This is a genomic window from Ligilactobacillus animalis (genome assembly GCF_009933595.1).
GTDB classification, from domain to species: Bacteria; Bacillota; Bacilli; order Lactobacillales; family Lactobacillaceae; genus Ligilactobacillus; species Ligilactobacillus animalis.
In genome coordinates, this window is record NZ_CP047141.1 from 1,087,487 (window position 1) to 1,105,456 (window position 17,970).

Genomic DNA, 17,970 nt, shown 5'->3' on the forward strand with positions numbered 1-17,970 from the left:
CAAATATTAGTCTTGTGGAACTTCTTCCATCACGTAAGCTTCGATACGATCGCCTACTTTGATATCATTGTATTTTTCGATCATCAGACCACATTCGTAGCCTTGTTTTACTTGCTTAACGTCATCTTTGAAACGTTTAAGTGAAGCAAGTTGACCTTCATAGATCACGATACCATCGCGGATAACACGGACACCACTATCACGTTGGATATAGCCATCTGTGACATAGCCCCCACCGATAGTACCTAACTTAGATACTTTATAAGTTTCACGAATTTCAACTTCACCGATGACTTTTTCTTCAAAGACTGGTTCTAACATACCCTTCATCGCAGTTTCAACTTCATCGATCGCCTTATAGATAACGTTGTGTAAACGAATATCGACCTTATCACTTTCAGCTTGGATCTTAGCTTGTGGCGTTGGACGTACGTTGAAACCGATGATGATAGCATTTGAAGCTTCGGCCAAAGTAACGTCAGATTCGTTGATCGCACCAACTGCTTGGTGGATGATGTTTACGCGAACACCTTCAACATCGATCTTCTTAAAGCTTTGTGCTAAAGCTTCAGCTGAACCTTGCACGTCGGCTTTGATGATCAGATCAACTTCCTTTAGATCGCCTTCTTTTAAGGTATCAAACAAGTTATCTAAGGTCACATGTGTCGTTTGGTTACGTTCCTTGATCAAGGCACGTTTAGCACGTTCTTCACCAGCTGCCCGTGCTGTTTTTTCGTCATCAAATGTGATGAAACGATCACCAGAATCAGGAACATCGTTTAAACCAGTGATCTCAACTGGAGTCGCTGGAGTTGCTTTCTTGATCGAACGACCACGAGCATCAGTCATCGTCCGCACACGACCAAAGGTATTACCCACAACGATTGGATCACCAACATGTAAGGTACCATGTTGTACAAGTAATGAGGCCACAGAACCCTTACCTTTATCTAAACGAGCTTCAATAACAGAACCTGCACCGTGTTGTTTAGCATTGGCTTTTAATTCGAGCATTTCAGCTTCAAGTAAGATCATATCGAGTAATTCTTCTAAGTTCTTATTGAATTTAGCTGAGATCTCAACGAAGATCGTATCGCCACCCCAACTTTCAGGGATCAATTCATACTCGGATAATTGTTCCATGACATGGTTTGGATTAGCACCTGGCTTATCGATCTTATTGACCGCAACGATGATCGGCACATTAGCAGCCTTAGCGTGGTTGATAGCTTCGATCGTTTGTGGCATTACACCGTCATCAGCTGCAACAACTAAGACAGTGATATCAGTGATGTCTGCCCCACGAGCCCGCATGTTGGTAAAGGCCGCGTGTCCTGGGGTATCCAAGAATGTGATCGTCTTGCCTGAGTGACGCACTTGGTAAGCACCGATATGTTGGGTGATACCACCAGCTTCGCCTGCTGTAACATTGGTATGCCGTAATTTATCCAATAACGTTGTCTTACCGTGGTCAACGTGACCCATGATCGTTACAACTGGTGGGCGTGAAGTTAAATTATCTTGATTATTTTGTTCTTCTTCAAAGAATTTATCGATGTCAGCTACGTCAACTTCAACTTTTTCTTCTGCCTTGATACCGTAATCAGCTGCTAAGATCTCGATCGTATCTTTATCAAGGGATTGGTTTTGGTTGACCATAACACCCATCATAAATAATTTCTTGATGATCTCAGCTGGTTCACGGTGGATCTTTTTAGCAATATCTGCTACGTTCATGCCGACCGTATAGACCAAAACTTCTGGTAATGGCTTGTTTTTACGTGGAGGAACTGCTGGTTTATTGTTCTTTTGATTGAACTTCTTATTTTTGTTTTTCTTGTTCTTTTTATTGAACTTATGATTGTTATTATTCCCGCCAAAGCGATTGTTTGAAAACTTGTTTTTCTTTTGACTGTTGTTGTTTTGGCTATTGCCTTGGGAATTATTACCGCGATGTTTTGTATTATTCGCGTTGTTATTATTGTTGTTGTTTTTTTCCATACGCTTCCCTGAATGCCTTTCATTATTTCTTTGTGCGGATGCTTGGTTTTGATGCTTAGAATGGTTATTATTCCGCGCATTTTGGGAGTTTTTGTTTACAGCAACATTTTGTTTTTTCTCGCTGTTTTCTTTTTTAGGAGTCGCCTGCTGTTGTGAACTAGATTTAACTGGTTTAACAAATGAAGCTTTTACTTTAGCTTCAGCAGCTTGGTCTAAAGATGACATGTGGTTACCAACTTTAAAACCATTTTTCTTTGCAACTTCAATTACTTCTTTGTTGCTAACGTTTAATTCCTTAGCCAGTTCATAAATCCTTTTTTTACTCATGACTTCACTCTCCTTATTTTCAAGAATACACACCTACTCGATCCCTGACCGAATAAGCTTTGTACCCTTCGATCAAGAAAAAAGAAGCTGGCGTATCTTCTTCCCAAAACCAGGATCGGTAACTGCGATCAATGAACGCTTGGCGCCGATCGCAGCACTTAATTCCCGTTTTGTAAATTCTGTTGTTAATGCTACATCATAACTCTTGCACTTATCAGTGAATTTCTTTTGGGTGCTTTGCCCGCAATCGTTTGCCATCAGCACGACTTTAGCTTTTCCGGAACGAATCGCTGCTAAGACCAGGTCTTGGCCTGTAGTCAACTTGCCAGCTTTCCGAGCTAATCCCAATAAGTTTAGAGCTTTTTGTTGTTGTATCTTATTTTCCATTGCCAAATAACTCTGCTCGTGCAACTTGGTGATCGACATATGCTACTAGCTCATCATAAAAAGCAGGTTCGATCTTAACACCAAAAACTTTATCAAAAGTCTTTTGTTCCCGAGCTTTCTTTGCGGTAGCTACATCTAAATGAATATATGCACCCCGGCCAGCTTTTTTACCAGTTGGATCGAGACTTACTTCATTTTCTTTGTTTTTCACGACGCGTACAAGTTCTTTTTTAGGTTTCATTTCACCAGTAACGATATCTTTGCGCATTGGGATCTTGCGTTGTGCCATGTTTGTGCCCCCTATTCTTCAGTTGTTTCAACTGAAACTTCTGCTTCATCAGCTAGCTCAGCATTTGCTTCTAAAGCAGCCATATCGGATTCGGATTTGATATCGATCTTGTATCCAGTCAAATGCGCTGCTAAACGAGCATTTTGCCCCCGTTTACCGATCGCAAGTGAAAGTTGATCATCTGGCACGATCACCGTGCAGACACGTTCATTTTCAGGATCAAAGCGAACTTCAACGATATTAGCTGGGTTCAAAGCGTTTGAGATATACTTAGCTGGATCTTCACTCCATTCAATGATATCCATCTTTTCACCATTCAATTCATTGACGATCGCTTGAACACGTTCACCGCGTGGGCCCACACATGTTCCGATCGGATCAACGCCTTCTTCTGCTGAGTAAACAGCCACTTTAGCACGATCACCGGCTTCACGTGCGATCGATTTGATCTCAACTGTACCGTCAAAAATTTCAGGTACTTCGTTTTCAAATAGACGTTTCAATAGATCTGGGTGAGAACGACTAACGTAAACTTGTGGTCCACGATTCTTGCGCCGTTTCTTCCCATCTTTATTTTCAACTTCTGGTTCATTGTTGTTAGCTGATGGATCCACAACTTTGTAGATGTAGACTTTGATCCGATCATGTGATTTGTAAACTTCACCTGGCACTTGATCTTTTTTAGATAAAACAGCTTCAACATTGCCTAAATTGACATAGATATAACGGCTATCATGGCGTTCAACTTCACCAGAAACGATCTCATTTTCATACTTGCTGTATTGATCATAGATCATTTGGCGTTCTTCTTCACGCACACGTTGCATGATCACTTGCTTAGCTGTTTGAGCTGCGATCCGTCCAAAATCACGTGGTGTCACTTCAAAGCGGATCGTATCACCAACTTCATAAGCCTTGTTGATCTCTAATGCATCTTCTAAGTTAACTTCCAAGCGTGAGTCAAAGACATTGTTGACAACTTCTTTGACGGAATAGACTTTGATGTCACCTTTACGCTTGTCAAATTCAACTTCTACGTTTTGGGCTTTATCGTAATTTCGCTTGTAAGCTGAAACTAAAGCCTGTTCCAACGCATCGATCACAACTTCTTTTTTGATTCCTTTTTCTGTTTCAAGCGCATCTAATGCGTTAAGTAATTCCTTACTCATGGTTTGATTCTCCTTGTAAAAATAATCTTTTAAAATTTAATTGCGAGCCGCGCCTTAGCAATTTGCTTGCGTGGGATCGTGATTGTTTTTTTACGGGTCTTATCCATATATTCAAGTGTCAACTCATCTTTGGATAATGCTGTCATTGTTCCTTCATATACTTTCTTACCATCGAGCTGTTGGTAAAGTGAAACATTGATATATGAGTTCAAAGCACGCTCATAATCTTTTTCTTTTTTCAATGGTCGTTCTGCCCCTGGCGAAGAAACTTCCAAATAATAAGCTTGTGGAATTGGATCTGGATCACAATTATCCAACTTTTCACTAAGTTGGTCGCTAACAAGGGCACATTCTTCGATGTTGATGCCCCCTTCTTTATCGATAAAGACACGCAAATACCAACTTTTTCCTTCTTTGACAAATTCGATATCAACTAATTCAAAGTGATGATCATCCAAGATCGGTGTAACTAGCTTCGTTACTGTTTCTACAACACTCACGCATTAGCCCCCTCTAAAATAACTTGCAACTCTATTGTAACGCATTTTTTATTCCAATAAAAAGAGTGAGCATCTCTGCTCACTCTCACGAGTTATCAAAATACAAAAGTAATTATAACATTTAAACCTTGGAATTTCAAGATTACATTATTTTTCCATATTTACTTTGCTAAAACTAGTGATAAAAAGATCTATTTAGAATAGATTTTCAAATAAACTCAATTGATTTTCGTCTGGCAAAGTATCAAGTACGTGGTTTTCTGACAAAAAATCGATGATCGTCGCCGAAACTTTACCACGTTTAGCAAGATCTTCTTTGGACAAGAAATCTTGTTCCTCACGTGCCGCCACGATCTGTTTAGCAACGTTCAGGCCTAACCCTGGTACTGCCGTAAATGGTGCGATCAACGTATTATCTTCGATCAACCAATCGCTGGCATCCGATTTATTGAGATCGACCATTTTGAATTCAAAGCCACGTTCCAACATTTCATTAGCTAATTCAAGCACCGTCAAAAGATTTTTCTCCTTAGCGGTCGCATCATTGCCCTTGTCAGTGATCTCTTTCATTGCAGCTTTGACGGATTCTTTACCGTGAGCCATCGAAACTAGATCAAAGTCATCAGCCCGGACTGAGAAATAAGCAGCATAGTATACCAATGGATAATACACCTTGAAATAGGCGATCCGCAAAGCCATCAACACATAAGCAGCAGCGTGGGCTTTCGGGAACATGTATTTGATCTTCAAGCATGCACCGATATACCATTCCGGCACTTCAGATTCACGCATCGCTGCCTGCCACTCATCTGGGACCCCGCGTCCCTTACGTACGTGTTCCATGATCTTAAAGGCCAAGTCAGACTCAACCCCCATATGGATCAAGTCCATCATGATATCGTCACGACATCCAATAACTTCTGGCATCGTAACGGTCCCGTTTTGGATCAATTCTTCCGCGTTACCTAACCACACATCAGTCCCGTGAGAAAGACCAGAGATCTTGACTAGTTCGGCAAACGTTTTGGGGTGCGTTTCTTCTAACATCCCGCGAACAAAACGCGTCCCAAATTCTGGGATCCCTAAAGTCCCGGTCTTAGACTGGATCTGCTCTGGAGTAACACCTAAAATATCAGTTCCTGAAAATAGCTTCATCACACCCGGATCATCAGTCGGGATCGTCTTTGGTTCGATCCCTGAAAGATCTTGCAACATTCTGATCATCGTCGGATCATCATGCCCTAAACAGTCGAGTTTTAAGATATTATCATGGATCGAGTGGAAATCAAAGTGAGTTGTTTTCCAAGCTGCAGTCAGATCGTCAGCCGGATACTGGATCGGAGTAAAATCATAGATATCAAGATAGTCCGGTACGACCAAGATCCCAGCCGGGTGTTGCCCGGTCGTTCGCTTAACACCTGTGGCACCCTTGGCCAATCGATCGACTTCAGCGCCTCGTAAATTCTGCTCAGTATCACGTTCGTAAGCTTTGACATACCCATAGGCCGTTTTATCAGCCACTGTACCGATCGTACCAGCCCGAAACACATTGTTCTCACCAAACAAAACTTTCGTGTAATTATGAGCTACTGGTTGATAGTCACCCGAGAAGTTCAGATCGATATCGGGAACTTTATTCCCCTTGAAACCAAGGAACGTTTCAAACGGGATCTCTTGGCCATCTTTGACCAATTCTGTTCCGCATTCTGGACATTCTTTATCCGGTAAGTCATAGCCAGAACCATATTCACCTTTTTCATAAAAATGCGACCACTTACACTTAGGACAGCGATAATGTGGTGGTAAGGGGTTGACCTCAGTGATACCTGTCAGAGTGGCGACCAAACTGGAGCCCACCGAACCACGAGACCCTACTAAATAGCCATCTTTATTGGATTTAGCCACCAGCTTTTGTGAGATCAAATAGATAACTGAGAAACCATTTCCGATAACGGATTTCAATTCTTTATCAACGCGTTTTTGCACGATATCTGGTAACGGATCGCCATACCATTCATGGGCTTTGTTCAATGTCAAATTCTTGATATCATCTTCAGCCCCTGGCATTTTAGGCGTATACAACTTATCCTTGACCGGCGTGATCTCATCACACATATCGACGATCTTATTTGGATCAGTCACGACGACTTTTTCCGCCTTTTCTTCACCTAAAAAGACAAAATCTTCTAACATTTCATCCGTCGTTCGGAAATGGGCATCTGGTAGATCACGTAGCTTATTAAGGGGGTTAGCCCCACCTTGTGAATGGATCAAGATCTTACGGTAGATCGCATCTTCTTTATTCATAAAATGCACATCCCCCGTAGCTGCGATCGGGATCTTGAGCTCTTCAGCTAGTTGCACCATATTAGCAATGATCTCTTCTAAATTTTTATTATTTTTGACCAATTCTTGTTCGATCAAAGGTGCGTATAATGCTTTAGGTTGAACTTCTAAATAATCATAATATTTTGCCTTTTCTTTAGCCTGTTCGTAACCTTTTTGCATCATCGCAGTAAAAACTTCTCCATCAGCACAAGCCGAACCTACGATCAAGCCTTCACGATATTTATCTAAGACTGAACGCGGTACCCGTGGAACACGGTAGAAATACTTGACCATTGACTCTGAAGCAACTTTAAAGAGATTTTTGAGACCCTCTTGTGTTTTAGCCAAGATCACCGCATGGAACGGATGTTGATGTTTATAAATATCATCATCTTTTTGCGTATTAAATTGATCATGGTATTCGATCTGCAACTTCTCTTCAGCATCTTTTAGCATTGCATAATAGATATAGCCTGTTGCTTCCGCATCATAGATCGCCCGGTGATGGTGTTCCAAATTAACATTCAATTTTTTAGCTAAGGTATTCAAACGAAAACCTTTCATTTCTGGATACAATAAGCGCGCCATTGGCAATGTATCTAACCAAGGTTCACTGATCAAAGGTAACCCATGCCGAGCATAACCCGTATTCATAAAGTCAACGTCAAAGGTCGCGTTATGCCCGACAATGATACTGCCCTTACAAAATTCTTGGAACATCTCAAAAACTTCTTTTTCAGACTTTGAGCCCCGGACCATATCATCGGTGATCGAAGTCAATTTGATCGTCGTTTGTGAAAGGGGATGACCTGGATCGATAAATTGTTCAAAACGCTCGATCACTTCGCCATCTTTCATCTTGACTGCCGCCAATTCGATGACCTTATCATAACGAGCCGATAACCCGGTCGTTTCCGTATCGAAAACAACATATGTCGCATCTTTTAATTTCACATGTTGTTCATTATAGGCGATCGGTTGCCCATCATCGACAACATTAGCTTCGACCCCGTATAAGATCTTGACATTATTCTTTAAGCCCGCACTATGCGCCTCAGGGAAAGCTTGGAGCGTACTATGATCAGTGATCGCGATCGCTTTTTGCCCCCAAGCAGCTGCTTGCTTGACATAGTCACTGATGCTGTTTGTCGCATCCATCATACTCATATTGGAATGAACATGCAATTCAGCGCGCTTATGATCTTCGGGTGCGGTATCTTTGCGTCCCTCATGTGCTACTTCAACGATATCATAGGCATTCATCGCTAAATCACGCATATAGGTATCTTCTTGAACGCTCCCGCGAACTTTGACCCACTTACCGACAGCTAGTGCATCAAACATCGCTTCATCTTCTTCATTACGCGAAAACTTCTTGATCACCATTGATGAAGAATAATCGGTGACCTTGATGATGAGCAATTTGCGCTCAGAACGTAGAGTACGGACCTCTTTATCGAAAATATAACCTTGAACGACCACCGAACGTTCTTCTTCCGTGATCGTTGCCATCTGTCTGATCTCAGCATCATCAGCGATCTTCTTGCCAAGTTGGACTGGTCCGTCGACAGTGACCGTTTCTTTTTCTTTAGCTTTTTGTTGCCGTTTTTCGTTTTGCTTTTGGATCGCCTCGACCGCTTGTTGGGCTAATTGCGCATCAGATCTAGCTTTTTGTTCTTTGTATTCATCGATCTTAGCCTGCGATTTTGATTCATCGATCAGCGTATTGATCGTAAATTTAGGAAACCCATATTGTTGATATGTCCGTTCGATCGGTCCTAAAGCCTGTGTCGTCAAAAAGTTTTTGATGATCTCATTTTCAGCTAACAACATGACCCGGTTATCGTCTAAATACGGTACCTTACCTTGACACAATTCTTGGATCAAAGGCGAATTGACCCCACACGTTGACACCACATAGGCCCAATAATCACCTAGATCACGCTCATTTAACGTCGCCTCTTGGACTTCCAAGTTCAAAGTCGTTTGCGCAATCGGTTCAAAAACGTTAGCAAGGGCGTGGTTAAAACGCAAAAATGTTGTAAAGGGCAACACTTGCTTTAAACTGATCACAAATTCCCAGCGCTTTGAAGCTGTATGGACTTCAACTTTATCGATCGCAGCTCCAGCAAAGAGTTCTTGTTCCTCTGGTAAATGTTGCCACTTGATCTGTTCAAGTAAGCGCAAAAACAATTCCTGTTTATTTGGTTCCAAATTCTGACCCCTCTCTATCAGAAATAAAAGGACTGGTGAAGTCACTTTCGCCAGTCCAATTATCTATATCTAGCCAAAAATGCCTTGATCTTCTTTGAGTAAGATCTTGATCGAATTTAACAATTCATCTGTCTTAACTTCAAGTGTTTCGCCTGTACGACGTAATTTGATCTCAACGATTCCTTCATCGGCTTTTTTACCAACTGTGATCCGCGCAGGTAGACCGATAAGATCAGCATCGGCAAATTTTACCCCTGGACGTTCTTTACGATCATCAACTAAAACTTTGTAGCCAGCATCTTCTAGCATTGTTGTGATCTCAGTTGCTAGTTTAACTTGTTCTTCTTTCTTCACATTGACCGGTACCACATGAATGTCAAATGGTGCGATCGAACGTGGCCAAATGATCCCATTTTCATCGCTATTTTGCTCTACGATCGCAGATAGCAAACGAGATACCCCGATACCATAGCTACCCATGATGATCGGTACTTCACGCCCATTTTCATCTAAAACTGTCGCACCTAAGCTTTCAGAATAACGTGTACCTAATTTGAAAATGTGACCGATCTCGATCCCACGTGTAAACTTAAGGACACCCTCACCATCTGGCGAAAGGTCACCTTCTTTGACAGTCCGAAGATCGACAAAATCATCTACACGGTAATCGCGTTCGATATTAGCGTTCATGTAGTGGTAACCATTTTCGTTAGCCCCTACATTAGCATTGACCATACCTTCAACATCAAGGTCAGCTACGATCTTAACGTCTTTGGCGACACCAACTGGTCCTAAAGAGCCAAAATCTGCACCTAAAAGCTCACGCGCTTGGGCATCTTCAGCCGGGTCTAAGAAGTCACAATCCAAATAATTTTTCAATTTGACTTCATTGAGCTCGTCATTACCACGCATCAAAACGATGACTGGTTCTTCATCGGCCATAAAGACTAAAGTTTTGATCATGCTCTCAGGCTCAACTTCTAAGAAAGCTGAAACTTCGTCGATCGTCTTGGCATCTGGTGTGGCTACTTTTGTCAATTCCTTTGGCGTTTCGTGGGATTTCTTGTTGATCCGCAAGTTCTTTGCCATTTCAAGGTTAGCAGCGTAATCACTTGAGTCGGAATAAACGACTGTATCTTCCCCGATCGGTGCGATCGCCATAAATTCTTTGGAATCCTTACCACCCATTGCACCAGCATCAGCAATGATCCCTCTAAAATCAAGGCCGACACGTTCAAAGATCTGTTGGTAAGCTTTATCCATATCACGGTAAGTTTGATCTAAACTTTCCATATCTGTGTGGAATGAGTAATCATCCAACATCAAAAATTCACGTCCACGCAAAAGTCCAAACCGCGGACGACTTTCATCCCGGTACTTCATTTGGATCTGATACAACTTCAACGGCAATTTTTTGTATGTCTTGATCGCATCTTTGATGATCTTAGTAAATGTCTCTTCGTGTGTTGGTCCTAAGATAAAATCACGTTCATGGCGATCCTTTAATTTAAATAAATTAGCTCCGTATGTCTTGTAACGGCCAGATTCTTCCCAAAGTTCAGCTGGTAAAACTCCTGGCACGAGCATTTCAACGGCATCGATCTTATCCATCTCATCACGGATGATCGTTTCGATATTATTTAAGACCCGATAAGCCAATGGTAAATAAGCATAGACCCCGGCTGTCACTTGTTTGATATAACCAGCCCGTAACATTAACTGGTGACTGAGTGCTTCAGCATCGCTTGGCACTTCTTTTAATGTTGGAATCAACATTTTTGATTGTTTCATTCTTGCTCAGACCCCTTTTATATTTAATTAGCGGAAGAAATAGCGTTGAATATCATTCCACGTAACTAGAAGCATCAAGATCATCAAAAATCCAAAACCGATCATTGTGATAATGATCTCTTTTTCTGGATCAAGTGGTTTTCTTCTGATCGCTTCGATAATATTTAATAACAACTTGCCCCCATCCAAAGCAGGAATCGGTAACAAGTTGATGATCCCTAAGTTAACTGACAACAGTGCTGTTAGTGTCACAACACTGATCAGGCCGTTTTCTTTAGCCTGTGATGTGAGTGAAAACATTGCTACCGGACCACCTAGATCATTTAGACTAAAGCCGTGTAACATTGACGCTAGGGCATTTCCTAGCTGTTTTATCACATACCAAGTTTGGGTAAACCCATAAGTCAGCTTGGCTTTGATAGAACGATCCATTTTTCCCTTAGCAATTATACCAATCTGGGCGACCTTTTGTCCATTTACGTTTTTTTGGACTGGTGTGACCTTGATGTTTTGCTTTTTGTCAGCTCGCTTGACTGTTAAAACAAGCTCTTTACCATCAGCTGTTCTGATATGTTGGGCTACATCGTCCCAAGTCGGTGTTTTATCACCATTGATCGCAATGATCGTATCATTTGCTTTTAAACCAGCTTTTTGAGCAACTGAATCAGTTTGAACTTGAGCTATCGTATTAGTGGTTACAGGGACTCCTCCTTGTAAGAAGGCAACTAAGCCAAAAGCTACGATCGCTAACAAGAAATTATTCAATGGCCCCGCAAAATTGGTCAGCATCCGATCGACTAACGAAGCCGACTGAAAACGCACATCACGTGGTGCGATCTGAAGTTCGATCCCATCTTTACCGATGATCAATGCATCGTGATCAACTTTGAAGCGTTTGATCTCGTCTTCAGTGCCGTTTTCATAGCCTTCGATCCAAAGTCCATCGGTCAGATCCCAGTCAGTCAATTCGAGTGGGATCCCTTCGACTAAAGTGATTTTTTTACTAGTATTTATCTTTTGAACGACACTATTTTCATCTGTGATCAGACTGACTGGCATCCCTTTTTTCAGCTCTTCAGTATCGTCTTCCAAACCTGCCATGCTGATATATCCACCTAGTGGCAAGATCCGCCAAGTGTAGGTCGTGCCATTCTTGCGATATGCAAACAGTTTTGGCCCCATCCCGATCGCAAATTCACGTACCAAGATCCCAGCACGCTTGGCAAAATAATAGTGCCCAAATTCATGGACAAATACTAAGATCCCAAAGACGATGATAAATGTAATTATAGTTGTTATCATATTGCTCTACCGTCCTTATCCTAATCGATCCACTTAGATCAAGCCAGCAAAATGCATCAATGGTAAAACAAATAGTAATGAATCAAAGCGGTCTAAGATCCCACCGTGTCCAGGTAAGATCTTGCCTGAATCCTTGACTCCATAATGACGTTTGAAGGCTGACTCGATCAGATCACCAAGTTGGCCTCCAACTGAAAAGACTAAAGTCCACAAAAGCATGGTCGAGAAACTATATGGAAACGCACCTTGCACAAAGTATAGATATGCGCCTACAATAACTACCGCACTGAGTGAACCACCGATCGAACCTTCCCAAGTTTTGTTGGGACTGATATGTGGTGCTAATTTATTCTTACCGATCTTGCGTCCGATCAGATAAGCCCCACTATCTGTGATCCAAACGATCAATAAGGCATAAAGTATCATCCACAGACTCTCTGCGCGAGCTAGCATCATGAATCTAAATCCAAGCCCCGCATAAAGCCCACCTAATAACAGGACCCCAGCATCATCAAATGAAAAACGATTTTTAGAGATCACAGTGTAGACTAGCATAACTAGGGCTAGCAAATAAAAGCTGCCGCCTAAAGTATCTTGCGTCCAAAAACCAGCCCAAAAGACCGGCAGTAATACTGAGAGTATCAAAAGAAATGAAATGATCGCCTCAAATGACACGAGTAATTTCTTTTTCATGATCAAAAATTCTGACATTGCGACGATCCCCATCAACGTTACCAAGATATCAAAAGGTAGTCCCCCTAGATAAAGCAATGGTAAGAAAACGATCAAAGCGATCACCGCTGTTATAACACGCTGTTTCATTAATCAATTATCCTCCTTCTTATTCAGCCCACCAAAGCGTCGATCGCGTTGCTGAAACTTATAAATCGATAATTCTAGATCTTCAGCCGAAAAGTCCGGCCATAAAACATCTGTAAATACTAACTCACTGTAAGCGATCTGCCACAATAAAAAGTTAGAGATCCGTTCTTCACCACTCGTGCGGATCAGTAATTCTGGATCAGCATAAGGGAGATCAGCTGTCATCAAGGCCTCTGAAAAAACTTTTTCATCGATCTGGGATGGTTCCAATTCACCTTGTTTGACTTGCGTTGCTAAAGCTTGAACTGCAGACGTGATCTCAGCACGACTCCCGTAATTCAAAGCAAAATTCAAGACCATGCCAGTATTATCTTTAGTCTGCTCGATCGCATCAAAGACTGCTTTTTGCGTCGAGTCAGGTAATTTATCCGTATATCCCATCACATTGACGCGGACATTATTTGCAATCAATTCTGGAACGAATGTATTGAAAAACTTTACCGGAAGATCCATCAAAAAGCCCACTTCATCTTGTGGCCTTTTCCAATTTTCCGTTGAAAAAGCATATAACGTCAATACCTTGACGCCCAGATCACTAGCGACTTTAGTGATCGTTTTAACAGTCTCCATTCCCTGCTTGTGGCCCGCGACTCGGGGCAATCCACGCTTTTTTGCCCATCTACCATTACCATCCATAATGATCGCAATATGAGCCGGTATTTTTGGGGGATCTAGCTCGTTTTGTGCTGCCTGCTTATTTTTAAATAAGTTAGAAAACATATCTTCACCTCTGTTAAAAGAATAACGGGACAAATTCGTCGATCCAGTAAGCGCCTGTTTCGACGAGCCCTTGCCCCGTTATCATCAGCAAAACAAAGCTTTCACCTAACCGGCAAGCACTTCTTTTTCTTTTTCTGCTGTAATATTTTCAATATTTTTGATCGAATTATCCGTTACTTTTTGGGCAACATCTTCCAAGTCACGCAATTCGTCTTCGGTCAAATCGCCATTCTTTTGAGCTTTCTTCAAAGCATCCATCATTTCACGACGAACATTTCTAACAGCAACCTTGCCCTTTTCAGAAGTTGCTTTAACTTGTTTAGCTAATTCCTTACGACGTTCTTCCGTCAATTGTGGGATCACTAAGCGAATAGCTGATCCGTCATTCATAGGAGCGATGCCTAGGTCAGATACTAAAAGTGCATGTTCGATGTCTTTCAAAGAAGACTTATCGTATGGTGTGATGAGAAGCACGCGTGCTTCTGGAACACTGATCTGAGCCATTTGATTAAGTGGTGTTGGCACTCCGTAATATTCAACGTTGACCCGGTTGAGCAAGCTAGCATTAGCTACACCCGCACGGATCGTACCTAATTCACGTTGTAAAGCTTCTTCGGCTTTAGTCATTTTTTCTTGATATTGTAAAATAGTTGGATTTGTAATTTTCATAAATTTATTTACTTCCCTTCAACTGTTGTTCCGATCGTTTCACCTTGAACAACTTTCTTGATATTGCCACGTTCATTCATGTTAAAGACTACAAGTGGGATATTGTTATCCATGGATAGTGATGAAGCCGTTGTATCCATAACTTGTAACCCTTTATTGATGATCTCCATATGTGTTAGCTTATCGTATTTAACTGCATTTGCATCTTTACGCGGATCTGCTGAATAAACGCCGTCAACACCATTTTTAGCCATCAAGATCACATCAGCATTGATCTCTGACGCCCGCAAGGCTGAAGTCGTATCAGTGGAGAAATATGGCGAGCCTGTGCCGGCTGCAAAGATCACGATACGTCCCTTTTCCAAATGACGCATAGCCTTACGACGAATATATGGTTCAGCTACTTGGCGCATTTCAATTGCAGTTTGAACTCTAGTTGGTACTCCGATCGATTCTAAATTGTCTTGTAGTGCCAAAGCATTCATCACCGTTCCAAGCATTCCGATATAATCTGCTTGAGCGCGCTCCATTCCCATTTGTGCACCAGATTCTCCCCGCCACATATTGCCACCACCGACAACGATCGCGATTTGAACCCCCAAGTCATGCACTTCTTTGATCTCTTCGGCAACTTTACGGATCTCTGGCGGATTGATCCCTTGACCAGCATCTCCGGCCAATGCTTCCCCGCTCAGTTTCATCACAACTCGTTTGTATTTAATGTCAGACATTAGTTGATCCTCCTAAAACAATTTTGCTGAAATTCGTTCACGATTTAACGAAAGCCGTTTGAATAAATTTTATCATTCTATCGGGGGTTTTGCCAACTATTAATTTGTTTTTACATTTCAACAAGCTTTGCTAGGAAACCGTTAGCATTTACTTGTTGGACACAAAGTATTTTTGCTATAATGTGAATAGTTGTTAAATTTGGAGTGATGCACATGGAAAAGCCTAGAACTTCTCATGGATCTGGCCTCCCCAAACGTATTCGGGTCCTATTTGCGATCATTTTCGTACTAGTTGGTATTTTAGGTTATCGCACTTATAAATATTTCGGACAACTAGAGATCCAAACTAACTATGCTGTCCTTAAAAACGGCCCTGGTGTTGAATATGATCAAATCAGTCAACTCAAGCAAAACCAACGTGTAACTGTCTTGAAAAGCAAATATCATTGGATGTATGTTGAAACTGACGATGAAAAAAAAGGCTGGATCGCTGATTGGATGATCAACAGTAGCTACAAATTACCTATTACCGATCTTTCAAATGCGACGATCGTGATCGATCCTGGTCACGGTGGTTATGATTCTGGGGCGACCTCGAACACTGAGAAAAAAGAAGAAAAACAATATACTTTAGCTTATGCCAAACTTTTGGCTAAAAAATTACGTAAACAAAATACAAAAGTCTATCTTACACGTAGCGATGACACTTTTGTCAGTCTAAGCAAACGTCCCGCACTAGCAGATCAAGTCCATGCAGATGCTTTTATCAGTTTCCACTTTGACTCGTCGCCAGTCAAAAACACCGCTTCGGGATTTACGACTTATTATTATCATAAGAACTCCGCCAAGTTAGCACAAACGATAAATAAGGAGTTTGGTGCGATCGGCTTAGAAAATCGCGGGGTCGAGATCGGTGACTTTTTGGTCATTCGTGACATCAAAGAACCGGCGATCCTATTAGAAATGGGATATATCAACTCCGATCGTGACTTTGATCAGATAAGCTCTAAGTCTTACCGTGCGACCGTCGTAAATGACGTTTATCAAGGCTTAGAAAAATATTTTGCAGCTCAAAAAGATACAAGTAAATAAAGTTAGGTCTTCTAAAAAAGATAGCATTTGGCTATATTTTTAGAAGACCTATTTTATTATTGGAATTCTTGGCAAAACTTAAGCAAAGAGAAATCAGCCTAAGTTTTCCACAAAATAAAAAACGCCCTGATCCTTGCTATACAAGAGATCAGGACGTTTTTAGCATCACCGATTATTCAGCAACTGGGTAAACACTAACTTGCTTCTTATCGCGGCCTTTACGTTCAAATTTAACGACACCAGCAACCTTAGCAAATAATGTGTTATCGCCACCCATACCAACGTTAACACCTGGGTAAATACGTGTACCACGTTGACGGTATAAGATAGCACCACCGTTAACTGTTTGACCGTCAGCACTCTTAGCACCTAAACGCTTAGAACGTGAGTCACGACCGTTAGAAGTGGAACCACCACCCTTTTTATGAGCGAAGTATTGTAAGTTCATTAACATAGTTCGTGCACCTCCTTATTGCTTAATTTATATTCGTTTTTATATATTTTGGATAACTCTGTTCAACATCTTTCAAACCTAATTCAAGGCTCGATAAGATCAATTGAACTGCGGGATCATTTTGTCCCTCATCTGATAAAGCCACTTGTAAAAGACCGCCATTTTTCTGATCTTCAACTAGTTCAAATTTTTGTTTCAGCAACTTTTCCAACGTATTGATCGTATTGATCGCTAACACTGAAACAGCTGCACAAACAATATCCTCACCAGCTTCAGCAAAACCTGCATGACCAGTAATGTCGAAACCTTCTATCACTTTACCATTTCTAATAATATTTGCATGGATCATCTAACGTCCACCTCGCAAAAATTATGCGTTGATTGCGTCGATAACAACCTTTGTGTATGGTTGACGATGACCTTGCTTTGTGTGTTGATGCTTCTTAGGCTTGTACTTGAAAGTAACAACTTTCTTAGCACGACCTTGCTTTTCAACAGTACCTTCAACAGTAGCACCTTCAACAAAAGGTGTACCGATCACTGTGTTTTCGCCGCCTACTAAAACAACTTTATCAAAAGTTACTTTTTCACCAGCTTCAGCAGCCAACTTTTCAACGTAGATAGCTTGACCAGCTTCTACTTTAAGTTGCTTACCACCTGTTTCAATAATTGCGTACATTAATGTGCACCTCCTTGTATTTTACTTAGACTCGCCGTAATGTAGTGGCTCAGAGAGCACTTGAACTTAAAACGTGCGGTTGCAGTTGTGGCATGCACAAATACAACGCTAATATAATATCAAATTATAAAGTTGACGTCAATAGAAATACTGTAAAAATATTTTTCAATTGCACATATTCTCAACCGGAAAATACTAAAGTTTTACAAAACAACATAGCTCTAAAACACATAGGCCTTTAGCCATTAGACTAACAATGGTTTTGGAGTCATACAAAACAACATAGCTCTAAAACGAGTTAGTTGATGTTGTGGGGATAAATGCTGTTTTGGAGTCATACAAAACAACATAGCTCTAAAACCGTCTAATAAACGTGGTCCAAGATCTGGATGTTTTGGAGTCATACAAAACAACATAGCTCTAAAACTCGTAAAC

Annotated in this window: 16 protein-coding genes, 1 CRISPR repeat array and 1 other annotated feature (1 of these 18 running past the window's edge); of the genes, 1 reads left to right on the forward strand and 15 read right to left on the reverse strand. The window is 41.3% G+C overall.

Annotated features, from left to right (window positions below; translation table 11 throughout):
* Positions 1-6 precede the first annotated feature (6 nt).
* The 12 genes from infB to pyrH all read right to left on the reverse strand — a co-directional run bounded on the left by infB (position 7) and on the right by pyrH (position 15,310).
* Positions 7-2,328: a translation initiation factor IF-2 gene (gene infB / locus GSR62_RS05415; RefSeq protein WP_035448169.1), complete on the reverse strand. Its 2,322-nt coding sequence runs from the start codon at positions 2,326-2,328 to the stop codon at positions 7-9.
* 72 nt (positions 2,329-2,400) lie between these two features.
* Positions 2,401-2,715, reverse strand: a complete 315-nt coding sequence (locus GSR62_RS05420) for a L7Ae/L30e/S12e/Gadd45 family ribosomal protein (protein WP_066023974.1) — start codon at positions 2,713-2,715, stop codon at positions 2,401-2,403.
* Positions 2,705-3,004, reverse strand: a complete 300-nt coding sequence (gene rnpM / locus GSR62_RS05425) for an RNase P modulator RnpM (RefSeq protein WP_010689155.1) — start codon at positions 3,002-3,004, stop codon at positions 2,705-2,707. Before rnpM ends, GSR62_RS05420 begins: the two co-directional genes overlap by 11 nt.
* A gap of 11 nt (positions 3,005-3,015) precedes the next feature.
* Positions 3,016-4,173, reverse strand: coding sequence for a transcription termination factor NusA (nusA, locus tag GSR62_RS05430; RefSeq protein WP_066023975.1), 1,158 nt, complete (start codon positions 4,171-4,173; stop codon positions 3,016-3,018).
* 29 nt (positions 4,174-4,202) lie between these two features.
* Positions 4,203-4,673 (reverse strand): ribosome maturation factor RimP, encoded by a 471-nt coding sequence (gene rimP / locus GSR62_RS05435; protein WP_004047998.1) that lies wholly within the window; start codon positions 4,671-4,673, stop codon positions 4,203-4,205.
* 195 nt (positions 4,674-4,868) lie between these two features.
* A complete protein-coding gene (locus GSR62_RS05440) occupies positions 4,869-9,215 on the reverse strand; it encodes a PolC-type DNA polymerase III (RefSeq protein WP_066023976.1) in 4,347 nt (1,448 codons plus the stop codon).
* Positions 9,216-9,284: 69 nt separating this feature from the next.
* Positions 9,285-11,006: a proline--tRNA ligase gene (locus GSR62_RS05445; protein WP_066023977.1), complete on the reverse strand. Its 1,722-nt coding sequence runs from the start codon at positions 11,004-11,006 to the stop codon at positions 9,285-9,287.
* A 27-nt stretch (positions 11,007-11,033) separates the two neighbouring features.
* A complete protein-coding gene (gene rseP, locus GSR62_RS05450) occupies positions 11,034-12,308 on the reverse strand; it encodes an RIP metalloprotease RseP (RefSeq protein WP_066023978.1) in 1,275 nt (424 codons plus the stop codon).
* Positions 12,309-12,341: 33 nt separating this feature from the next.
* On the reverse strand, positions 12,342-13,130 hold the full coding sequence (locus GSR62_RS05455; protein WP_010689160.1) for a phosphatidate cytidylyltransferase: 789 nt from the start codon (positions 13,128-13,130) through the stop codon (positions 12,342-12,344).
* Between the two features lie 3 nt (positions 13,131-13,133).
* On the reverse strand, positions 13,134-13,910 hold the full coding sequence (locus GSR62_RS05460; RefSeq protein ID WP_066023979.1) for an isoprenyl transferase: 777 nt from the start codon (positions 13,908-13,910) through the stop codon (positions 13,134-13,136).
* A 105-nt stretch (positions 13,911-14,015) separates the two neighbouring features.
* On the reverse strand, positions 14,016-14,579 hold the full coding sequence (gene frr, locus GSR62_RS05465; RefSeq protein WP_035448157.1) for a ribosome recycling factor: 564 nt from the start codon (positions 14,577-14,579) through the stop codon (positions 14,016-14,018).
* An 8-nt stretch (positions 14,580-14,587) separates the two neighbouring features.
* A complete protein-coding gene (gene pyrH, locus GSR62_RS05470; RefSeq protein WP_010689163.1) occupies positions 14,588-15,310 on the reverse strand; it encodes a UMP kinase in 723 nt (240 codons plus the stop codon).
* A gap of 213 nt (positions 15,311-15,523) precedes the next feature.
* Between pyrH and GSR62_RS05475 the strand changes: the two genes are divergently transcribed.
* Complete coding sequence (locus tag GSR62_RS05475) at positions 15,524-16,402, forward strand: N-acetylmuramoyl-L-alanine amidase (RefSeq protein ID WP_035448156.1); 879 nt, start codon at positions 15,524-15,526, stop codon at positions 16,400-16,402.
* 172 nt (positions 16,403-16,574) lie between these two features.
* Here the strand turns inward: GSR62_RS05475 and rpmA are convergent, their stop codons facing one another.
* From rpmA to rplU, 3 genes are read right to left on the reverse strand one after another with little or no spacing between them, the layout of a single operon-like run.
* Positions 16,575-16,856, reverse strand: a complete 282-nt coding sequence (gene rpmA / locus GSR62_RS05480; protein ID WP_004048016.1) for a 50S ribosomal protein L27 — start codon at positions 16,854-16,856, stop codon at positions 16,575-16,577.
* Positions 16,857-16,878: 22 nt separating this feature from the next.
* Entirely contained in the window at positions 16,879-17,205 is a 327-nt protein-coding gene (locus tag GSR62_RS05485; protein WP_035448154.1) for a ribosomal-processing cysteine protease Prp, read from the reverse strand.
* Between the two features lie 21 nt (positions 17,206-17,226).
* Positions 17,227-17,535 (reverse strand): 50S ribosomal protein L21, encoded by a 309-nt coding sequence (gene rplU / locus GSR62_RS05490; protein WP_004048019.1) that lies wholly within the window; start codon positions 17,533-17,535, stop codon positions 17,227-17,229.
* Between the two features lie 17 nt (positions 17,536-17,552).
* Positions 17,553-17,626: a sequence feature (ribosomal protein L21 leader region), on the reverse strand.
* A 101-nt stretch (positions 17,627-17,727) separates the two neighbouring features.
* A CRISPR array of direct repeats spans positions 17,728-17,970; the repeat unit is 36 nt; unit sequence GTTTTGGAGTCATACAAAACAACATAGCTCTAAAAC (it continues 1,446 nt past the right edge of the window).

What these genes read in the sequence shown, in the direction of transcription:
- infB (WP_035448169.1), bottom strand. Translation starts at nt 2,328, where the DNA reads ATGAGTAAAAAAAGGATTTATGAACTGGCTAAGGAATTAAACGTTAGC.
- GSR62_RS05420 (WP_066023974.1), bottom strand. Translation starts at nt 2,715, where the DNA reads ATGGAAAATAAGATACAACAACAAAAAGCTCTAAACTTATTGGGATTA.
- rnpM (WP_010689155.1), bottom strand. Translation starts at nt 3,004, where the DNA reads ATGGCACAACGCAAGATCCCAATGCGCAAAGATATCGTTACTGGTGAA.
- nusA (WP_066023975.1), bottom strand. Translation starts at nt 4,173, where the DNA reads ATGAGTAAGGAATTACTTAACGCATTAGATGCGCTTGAAACAGAAAAA.
- GSR62_RS05445 (WP_066023977.1), bottom strand. Translation starts at nt 11,006, where the DNA reads ATGAAACAATCAAAAATGTTGATTCCAACATTAAAAGAAGTGCCAAGC.
- rseP (WP_066023978.1), bottom strand. Translation starts at nt 12,308, where the DNA reads ATGATAACAACTATAATTACATTTATCATCGTCTTTGGGATCTTAGTA.
- GSR62_RS05455 (WP_010689160.1), bottom strand. Translation starts at nt 13,130, where the DNA reads ATGAAACAGCGTGTTATAACAGCGGTGATCGCTTTGATCGTTTTCTTA.
- GSR62_RS05460 (WP_066023979.1), bottom strand. Translation starts at nt 13,910, where the DNA reads ATGTTTTCTAACTTATTTAAAAATAAGCAGGCAGCACAAAACGAGCTA.
- frr (WP_035448157.1), bottom strand. Translation starts at nt 14,579, where the DNA reads ATGAAAATTACAAATCCAACTATTTTACAATATCAAGAAAAAATGACT.
- pyrH (WP_010689163.1), bottom strand. Translation starts at nt 15,310, where the DNA reads ATGTCTGACATTAAATACAAACGAGTTGTGATGAAACTGAGCGGGGAA.
- GSR62_RS05475 (WP_035448156.1), top strand. Translation starts at nt 15,524, where the DNA reads ATGGAAAAGCCTAGAACTTCTCATGGATCTGGCCTCCCCAAACGTATT.
- rpmA (WP_004048016.1), bottom strand. Translation starts at nt 16,856, where the DNA reads ATGTTAATGAACTTACAATACTTCGCTCATAAAAAGGGTGGTGGTTCC.
- GSR62_RS05485 (WP_035448154.1), bottom strand. Translation starts at nt 17,205, where the DNA reads ATGATCCATGCAAATATTATTAGAAATGGTAAAGTGATAGAAGGTTTC.
- rplU (WP_004048019.1), bottom strand. Translation starts at nt 17,535, where the DNA reads ATGTACGCAATTATTGAAACAGGTGGTAAGCAACTTAAAGTAGAAGCT.